The organism is Micromonospora sp. NPDC003776, from assembly GCF_053605645.1.
Genome location: NZ_JBSGJR010000352.1, coordinates 1 through 7,372, shown reverse-complemented (window position 1 = coordinate 7,372; position 7,372 = coordinate 1). Strand labels below are relative to the sequence as shown.

At 74.2% G+C, this 7,372-nt stretch carries 8 protein-coding genes; 4 read left to right on the top strand and 4 right to left on the bottom strand.

From position 1 onward, the window contains the following. The 4 genes from ACWEVO_RS24440 to ACWEVO_RS24425 form a co-directional block, all read right to left on the bottom strand. Positions 1-3,014, bottom strand: a 3,014-nt coding sequence (locus tag ACWEVO_RS24440) for an ATP-binding protein (RefSeq protein ID WP_452309846.1), incomplete at its 3' end; no start/stop codon positions are given. Positions 3,015-3,052: 38 nt separating this feature from the next. Further along, a complete protein-coding gene (locus ACWEVO_RS24435) occupies positions 3,053-3,460 on the bottom strand; it encodes a PLD nuclease N-terminal domain-containing protein (RefSeq protein ID WP_452309845.1) in 408 nt (135 codons plus the stop codon). Positions 3,461-3,488: 28 nt separating this feature from the next. Next, positions 3,489-3,788, bottom strand: a complete 300-nt coding sequence (locus tag ACWEVO_RS24430) for a DUF202 domain-containing protein (RefSeq protein WP_452309844.1) — start codon at positions 3,786-3,788, stop codon at positions 3,489-3,491. Continuing rightward, positions 3,785-4,171, bottom strand: a complete 387-nt coding sequence (locus tag ACWEVO_RS24425) for a YidH family protein (RefSeq protein WP_452309843.1) — start codon at positions 4,169-4,171, stop codon at positions 3,785-3,787. Before ACWEVO_RS24425 ends, ACWEVO_RS24430 begins: the two co-directional genes overlap by 4 nt. A gap of 40 nt (positions 4,172-4,211) precedes the next feature. Between ACWEVO_RS24425 and ACWEVO_RS24420 the strand changes: the two genes are divergently transcribed. The 4 genes from ACWEVO_RS24420 (at position 4,212) to ACWEVO_RS24405 (ending at position 7,354) form a co-directional block, all read left to right on the top strand. After that, positions 4,212-5,009, top strand: a complete 798-nt coding sequence (locus ACWEVO_RS24420) for a GNAT family N-acetyltransferase (RefSeq protein ID WP_452309842.1) — start codon at positions 4,212-4,214, stop codon at positions 5,007-5,009. Positions 5,010-5,011: 2 nt separating this feature from the next. Then, on the top strand, positions 5,012-5,410 hold the full coding sequence (locus ACWEVO_RS24415) for a hypothetical protein (RefSeq protein WP_452309841.1): 399 nt from the start codon (positions 5,012-5,014) through the stop codon (positions 5,408-5,410). 192 nt (positions 5,411-5,602) lie between these two features. Further along, positions 5,603-6,382, top strand: a complete 780-nt coding sequence (locus ACWEVO_RS24410; RefSeq protein ID WP_452309840.1) for an electron transfer flavoprotein subunit beta/FixA family protein — start codon at positions 5,603-5,605, stop codon at positions 6,380-6,382. 12 nt (positions 6,383-6,394) lie between these two features. Beyond that, the gene (locus ACWEVO_RS24405; RefSeq protein WP_452309839.1) at positions 6,395-7,354 is read left to right on the top strand and encodes an electron transfer flavoprotein subunit alpha/FixB family protein; all 960 of its coding nucleotides are present in this window, start codon (positions 6,395-6,397) and stop codon (positions 7,352-7,354) included. Positions 7,355-7,372 lie beyond the last annotated feature (18 nt).

Sequence of the window (7,372 nt, the reverse complement as noted above, 5' to 3'; positions counted from 1 at the left end):
GCGGGGCGTCCACCGGCCCGGCGCGCAGCACGCCGGAGAAGACGGTCACGTGCTCGGTGACCCCCGCCTGGTGCGCGGGGGAGAGCTGCGCCGTCACCCTCGACGGCGTCCAGCACGGCCAGGTTGCTGGCGTGCAGCGCCCGCCACTGCGGGGCGACGGTACGGTCCCCGAGCAGCCGGATGCTCTCCGACAGGCAGGCCCGCGCCCCCGCCCAGTCGCCCTGGTCACGCAGGATCTCGGCCCGCCCGTGCGCCACCGCCGCCCGGGTCTCGTCGGAGCCGCTGAGTTCCGCCTCCCGTTCCGCCCGGGACAGCACCGCCAGCGCGCGGTCGTGGTCGCCGCGCCGCCACAGGTTGCTCGCCAGGCGCAGCCGCATCTCCGGGATGTCGTCCTGGATCCCCAGCTCCTCGAACCAGGTCAGCGCCTCCTCGTGGAACGCGGTGGCCCGGGCCGCCTCGCCCCTGCGGTCGAGCAGATCGGCCAGCGAGGTGAGGGCGAACGACATGCCCCACCGGTCGCCGACCTCGCGGTAGTGGGCCAGCCCCGCGTGCAGGTCGGCCTCGGCCGTCTCGTCGGAGAGGCCGGCGTTCAGCAGGGCGTGCGCCTGGAACAGCCGGGCGGTGCCGGCCACCCACGGGTCGCGGTCGGCGAAGAGGGCGGCGATCTCGTCCGGTGCCTCCGGCGGCAGCCCGCTGCGGAACGAGGCGAAGACCAGCCCCACCAGCCGCAGCACGGGGTGGGCCTGCTCGTGGCCGGTGGCCAACGTCGCCGCCCGTTCCAGCCAGTCCAGCCCGGTGGAGAGGTCGTTGCGGGTGGAGACCAGGTTGAGCGCCGCCAGGGTCAGGGCCACCGCCAGCCGGTCCGCCGGGGCGTCCCCCGCCGCCACCGGCGGCAGCGCGAAGACCTGGGCGGCCAGTTCGGCGCCCTCGGCGCGCCGGCCGCTCAGCCACCAGTACCAGCCGAGCGCGGCGGCGTACCGGACCGCGACCGGGGTGTCCCCGACGGCGACGGCGTATCGCAGGCCGGTGTGGAGGTTGTCGTGGTCGGCGTCGAGCCGGCGGAGCCAGCGCAGCTGCTCCCCGGTACGCAGCCACGGCTCGGCCTCCTCGGCGAGGGCGAGGTACTCGAGGGCGTGCGCCTGCCGGACGCCGTCGGCCTCCCCTGCCTCGGCCAGCCGCTGCCGGCCGTACTCGCGGATCGTCTCCAGCATCCGGTAGCGGGGCTCGGCGTCACCGACGGCCACCACCAGCGACTTCTCCACCAGGGCAGCGAGCCGGTCGAACACGGTGCCCGGATCGCCGCAGACCCGCTCGACCGCTGCGAGGGTCGCCCCGCCGGCGAAGACCGCCAACCGCCGCCACAGCGCCCGCTCCCCGTCGTCGAGCAGGTCCCAGCTCCAGTCCACCACCGCGCGCAGCGTCTGGTGCCGGGGCAGCGCCGTCCGGCTGCCGCCGGTCAGCAGCCGGAACCGGTCGTCCAACCGCTCGTCGACCTGCGCCGCGGTGAGCGAGCGCAGCCGGGCGGCGGCCAGCTCGATGGCGAGCGGCATGCCGTCCAGCGCCCGGCAGATCCGCACGACCGGGCCGACCGTGCCCTCGTCGACGGCGAAGTCCGCGCGGACCGCGCCGGCCCGGTCGGCGAAGAGCCGCACCGCCGGGTACGCCGCGGCGGTCGCCGGATCCGCCTCGCACGGCGGCAGGGCGAGGGACTCCACCGGGCGCAACGCCTCCCCGGTCACGCCCAGCGGCTCCCGGCTGGTGGCCAGCACCCGCAGCCCGGCGCCGCGGGTGAGCAGCCGTTCGGCGAGCCCGGCCGCCGCGTCGAGCAGGTGCTCGCAGTTGTCCAGCAGCAGCAGGGCGGACCGGCCGGCGAGTGCCTCGACCAGGCGGTCGACCGGTTCGACCGGCTCGGGCACGCCCCGGCCGGCCCGGCTGAGCAGGGCCTGTTCGCGCAGGCCGAGCGCGGCGAGCACCGCCTGGGGCACCTCGGCCGGGTCGGTGACCGGGGCGAGTTCCACCAGCCACACCCCGTCCGGGAAGCGGCCGGCGACGGCCCGGCCGGACTCGACGGCCAACCGGGTCTTCCCCGCCCCGCCGGGACCGGTGAGGGTGACCAGCCGGTACCGGTCGAGCAGCGCGGCGACGGCGGTCACCTCCTTCTCCCGCCCGACGAAACTGGTCAGCGTGGCGGGCAGCCGGCAGCGCGCGGGGACGCCGGGAGCGGACGCGGCGGAGGTGCCGGCCGCGGCCCCGTCCGTTCCGCCGGACGGGGCCGGTCCCGTGGTCACCGCACCGCGGAGGATCTCCAGGTGCAGGGCGGCCAGTTCGGGACCCGGGTCGCTGCCCAGGCTGTCGGCGAGGGTGGCGCGCAGCCGCTCGTACTCGGCGAGCGCCTCGGCGGAACGACCGGCCCGGTGCAGGGCCCGGATCAGCAACCCGGCCAGCCGCTCCCGCAGCGGGTGCGCGGCGACCAGCTCCCGCAGCTCCGGCAGCAGGGCGTCCGGGGACTCCCCGGCCAGCCGCGCCTCGACCAGCTCCTCGGTGGCGGCCAGCCGCAGTTCGGTGAGGCGGGCCACCGGGGCGCGGGCGAATTCGGCGTCGGCGGCGTCGGCCAGGGCCGGACCGCGCCACAGCGCCAGCCCCTCGGCGAGCCGGCGGCACGCCTCGGCCGGGTCGGTGCCGAGCCGGGCCCGGCCGGCGTGCACGGCCGACTCGAACCGGTGCAGGTCGACGTCGTCCCGGGACACCGCCAGCCGGTAGCCGCCGGGCTGTGCCTCCACGGGCAGTCCGGGGGCGCTGCGGCGCAGCCGGGAGACCAGGGCCTGGAGCGCGTTGGCCACGCCGGCCGGCGGATCGCCGTCCCAGACGCCGTCGGCGAGCCGGCCGAGGGTCACCGTACGGCCGGGTTCCAGCGCGAGCAGGATCAGCAGCCGGCGCAGCCGGGCGCCGCCGACCTCGACCAGCGTACCGGCGTCGGCGCGCAGCTCCAGGGGTCCGAGGAGGCTGATCCGCACGGCGTCGATTCTGCCCGGCCGGTGCTCGGCCGCGGTGCTCAGACCTCCGGCCGGTCCCGGTCGCCCTCCCGCCGCCGCAGGTCCTCCTCGCGGCGGCGCAGGTCCTCCTCCCACCGCCGGAGCAGTTCCTGGTCGTCCCGGCGGCTCCGCTCGGCCAGCGAGGAGAGGAACGCCGGGTCGTCGTCCGGCGCGACCGTCCGGCGGCGGTCCTGTTCGGAGAAGCCGTTCCCCATCGGCCAGGCGGTACGCGGGCGCCGGGCGGACTGCTCCCGGCCGGCGGCGAACCAGGCGATCGAGCCGATCAGCGGGAAGAACAGGATGATCAGCACCCAGGCGACCCGGGGCAGCGCCCGGATCTCACCCTCCTCCGCGGAGAGACAGCTGATCAGCGCGCAGATGCCGAGGACGACCTCGGCCAGAAAGAGAAGCCCGTACAGGCGAACCATGCCGGACATGATGGACCATCGGTGCCGTTCACCGCAGCCCGCGTAGCACGTGCAGCAGGCCGAGCAGGGCCATCCCGGCCGCCGCCAACGCGGTCAGCGGGAACGACCAGCGGTGCCCCAGGCGGGGCCCGGCCCCGGTGGCCCGCCGCCAGTCCACCAGCAGGGTGGCCAGCCAGGCGGCCACCGCGAGACCGGCCAGGACCGCGTCGAACGCGTGACCGGCCAGCGCCAACCGGATCTCCAGCACGGTGACCCCGGTGAGCGCCAGCAGGGTGCGTCGCCAGGCCAGCCGGGTGCGCTCGGGTTGCAGCCCGGGGTCGCGGGTCACCCGACCCCCCGGACCAGCACGGCGATCACCAGCAGCAGCGCGCCGAGCGCGACGATCAGGGCCAGGACCGCCGGGAAGCGGGAGGCCGGCAGCTCCTCGCCCAGCCGGATGGCCCGCTCGGTCCGTGCCCAGTGGTCCACCGCCCGGATCGCCACCGTGGCGCCGAGCAGCAGCAGCGCGACCGCGATCACCTCGCGCAGATGGGCCAGCGGCAGCTTGGGCAGGAACTGGGCGGCGGCCAGCCCGCCGGCGATCAGCGCCAGACCGGTCCGCAGCCAGGCCAGGAACGTGCGTTCGTTGGCCAGCGAGAAGCGGTAGTCGGGAGTGGTGCCCACCGACCGCAGCTCGCGCGGATCGAACCAGCGCCTGATCGCCTGCCACACACCGCCATTATCCGCTTTGTCCCCTGCCTAGCCTGGAGGGATGACCGATCTTGACGCGCGCGGCCTGCGCGACGCCTACGACTACCAGATCCGCCCGGAACTTCCGGACCCGCTGCCCGCCGGGGTGACGGTGGAACAGGACGGCCCGTTGTTCCGGGTCCTCGGCCTCGACCAGCGCGGCTTCATCACCTACCGCGACCTGGGCGGGCTGGCCGGCGCCGAGCTGGACGCGCTGATCGCCCGGCAGGTGGAGTTCTTCCGGGCCAGGGGCGAGGCGGTCGAGTGGAAGCTCGCCGGCCACGACCAGCCGGCGGACCTGGCGGACCGGCTGCGGGCCGCCGGTTTCGTGCCCGAGGATCTGGAGACCGTCGTGGTCGGCCCGGTCGCGGCCCTGGCCGCCGCCGTCCCGGTCCTCCCCGAGGGGGTACGCCTGCGTGAGGTGACCGCGCACGAGGACCTGGTGCGGATCGGGGCGATGGAGGAGGCGGTCTGGCACGAGGACCGCAGCCACCTGGTGACCGGGCTGGCGAAGGAGATCGAGGCGGACCCGCAGTCGATCACGATCGTGGTGGCCGAGGCGGGGGACACGGTGGTCAGCGCCGGCTGGGTCCGCTACCAGGCCGGCACCGGCTTCGCCAGCCTGTGGGGCGGCTCGACGCTGCCGGAGTGGCGGAAGAAGGGCATCTACCGGGCGCTGGTCGCGTACCGGGCGCGGCTGGCCGAGCAGCGCGGCAAGACGCTGGTGCAGGTGGACTGCTCGCCGGACAGCCGGCCGATCCTGGAGCGGCTCGGGCTCGTTGCGGTCACCACCAGCACCCCGTACGTCTACACTCCGTGATCATGGAACCGTTGACGGCGGACGAGCAGCTCACCCTCAAGACGGGGGCCTTCGGGGCGGTCTTCCTGGTCTCCAACGCGGTGCCCGGGATGCTGGCCATGGTGCGGGAGAGCATCGCGGCCTCCGGGGCGCTCTCCGACGCCAGCGGGGTGGTGAAGGCGGCGCTGACCACCGGCCCGTTGCCGGAGTTGTCGCACGACTCGGCGCTGGAGATCGAGGCGACCGTGCTCCCGGCGTTGACCCGGGCGGTGGAGATCCTGCGCGCGAAGTCGCCCGGGGATGTCGCGGCCTACCGGTCGGTGGTGCTGGCGGCGGCGGAGCAGGTGGCGCAGGCCCATCGCGGGGTGGCCCCGGCAGAGGCGGCGATGCTGGACAAGATCAGGGCCGCGCTGGCCGCGTGACGTCCTCCCCGGGGTGCTCGGTGACCTGTGTCACTCTGAGGCCTCGGGGAGGCGATGCTACTTGTGGGTAACATTGCCCCGTGGGCAACTGCACAGCAGCCCGCGGTTGACCGATCGTTAAGTCACGCGGGAGGCTGCGCCCGTGACCGGGCGAGTGATCGCTACACCAAACAGGAGGGTCGTCGAAGCGCGATGAACATCGTCGTACTCGTCAAGCAGGTGCCTGATTCGGGCGCGGACCGCAACCTGCGTTCTGACGACAACACCGTCGACCGCGGTTCGGCGAACAACGTCATCAACGAGATGGACGAGTACGCCATCGAAGAGGCGTTGAAGATCAAGGAGGCGCACGGCGGTGAGGTCACCATCCTGACCATGGGTCCGGACCGGGCGACCGAGTCGATCCGCAAGGCGCTGTCCATGGGTCCGGACAAGGCTGTGCACGTGGTGGACGACGCCCTGCACGGGTCCTGCGCCGTGGCCACCTCGAAGGTCCTGGCAGCCGCCCTCGGTCAGCTGAACGCCGACCTGGTCATCTGCGGCGCGGAGTCGACCGACGGCCGGGTCCAGGTCATGCCGCACATGATCGCCGAGCGGCTCGGTGTGGCCGCGCTCACCGGCGCGCGCAAGCTCACCGTCGACGGCGGCACCCTGACCGTCGAGCGGCAGACCGAGGAGGGCTACGAGGTGGTCACCGCCTCGACCCCGGCCGTGGTCTCCGTGTGGGACACCATCAACGAGCCGCGCTACCCGTCCTTCAAGGGCATCATGGCGGCCAAGAAGAAGCCGGTGCAGACGCTCTGTCTGGGTGACCTCGGCGTCGCCCCCACCGAGGTCGGCTTCGACGGCGCGACCAGCGCCGTGCTGGAGCACACCAAGCGCCCGCCGCGCTCCGGCGGCACCAAGGTCACCGACGAGGGCGAGGGCGGCACCAAGCTGGTCGAGTTCCTTGCCACCGAGAAGTTCGTGTGAGAGGTCAGGGTCATGTCTGAGGTTCTCGTCGTCGTCGAAGCCACCCGGGAATTCGGCGTCAAGAAGGTCACCCTCGAGATGCTCACCCTCGCCCGCGAGCTGGGCACCCCGAGCGCGGTCGTGCTCGGTGGCGCCGGCGCCGCGCAGGCGCTGAGCGGCAAGCTGGGCGAGTACGGCGCGGAGAAGATCTACGCCGCCGAGGGCGAGGAGATCGACGGCTACCTGGTGGCCCCCAAGGCCACCGTGCTGGCCGACCTCGTGGGGCGGGTCCAGCCCGCCGCCGTGCTGCTGGCCTCCTCGCAGGAGGGCAAGGAGATCGCCGCCCGGCTGGCCGTCAAGCTGGACAACGGCATCCTCACCGACGTGGTCGCCCTCGCCGCCGACGGCACCGCCACCCAGGTCGCCTTCGCCGGCTCCACCATCGTCAAGTCCAAGGTCACCAAGGGCCTGCCGCTGGTCACCGTCCGGCCGAACTCGGTCAACCCGGCCCCGGCCGCGGCGACCCCGGCCGTCGAGCAGCTCACCGTGTCGGTCGCCGACCAGGACAAGCTGGCCAAGGTCGTGGAGCGGGTCGCCGAGCAGAAGGGCTCCCGGCCGGAGCTCACCGAGGCCTCGGTCGTCGTCTCCGGCGGCCGCGGCGTCGGCAACGCCGACAACTTCAAGCTGGTCGAGGAGCTGGCCGACCTGCTCGGCGGCGCGGTCGGCGCGTCCCGCGCGGCGGTCGACTCCGGCTTCTACCCGCACCAGTTCCAGGTCGGCCAGACCGGCAAGACCGTCTCCCCGCAGCTCTACCTCGCGCTCGGCATCTCCGGCGCGATCCAGCACCGGGCCGGCATGCAGACCTCGAAGACCATCGTCGCGGTGAACAAGGACGCCGAGGCCCCGATCTTCGAACTGGCCGACTTCGGCGTGGTCGGCGACCTGTTCAAGGTCGTGCCGCAGGCCGCCGAGGAGATCCGCAAGCGGAAGTGAAGGAGCTGATCGGCGGGC

Excerpts from the sequence above, each read along its gene's own strand:
- ACWEVO_RS24405 (WP_452309839.1), top strand. The coding sequence starts at position 6,395 with ATGTCTGAGGTTCTCGTCGTCGTCGAAGCCACCCGGGAATTCGGCGTC.
- ACWEVO_RS24420 (WP_452309842.1), top strand. The coding sequence starts at position 4,212 with ATGACCGATCTTGACGCGCGCGGCCTGCGCGACGCCTACGACTACCAG.
- ACWEVO_RS24410 (WP_452309840.1), top strand. The coding sequence starts at position 5,603 with ATGAACATCGTCGTACTCGTCAAGCAGGTGCCTGATTCGGGCGCGGAC.
- ACWEVO_RS24415 (WP_452309841.1), top strand. The coding sequence starts at position 5,012 with ATGGAACCGTTGACGGCGGACGAGCAGCTCACCCTCAAGACGGGGGCC.
- ACWEVO_RS24435 (WP_452309845.1), bottom strand. The coding sequence starts at position 3,460 with ATGGTTCGCCTGTACGGGCTTCTCTTTCTGGCCGAGGTCGTCCTCGGC.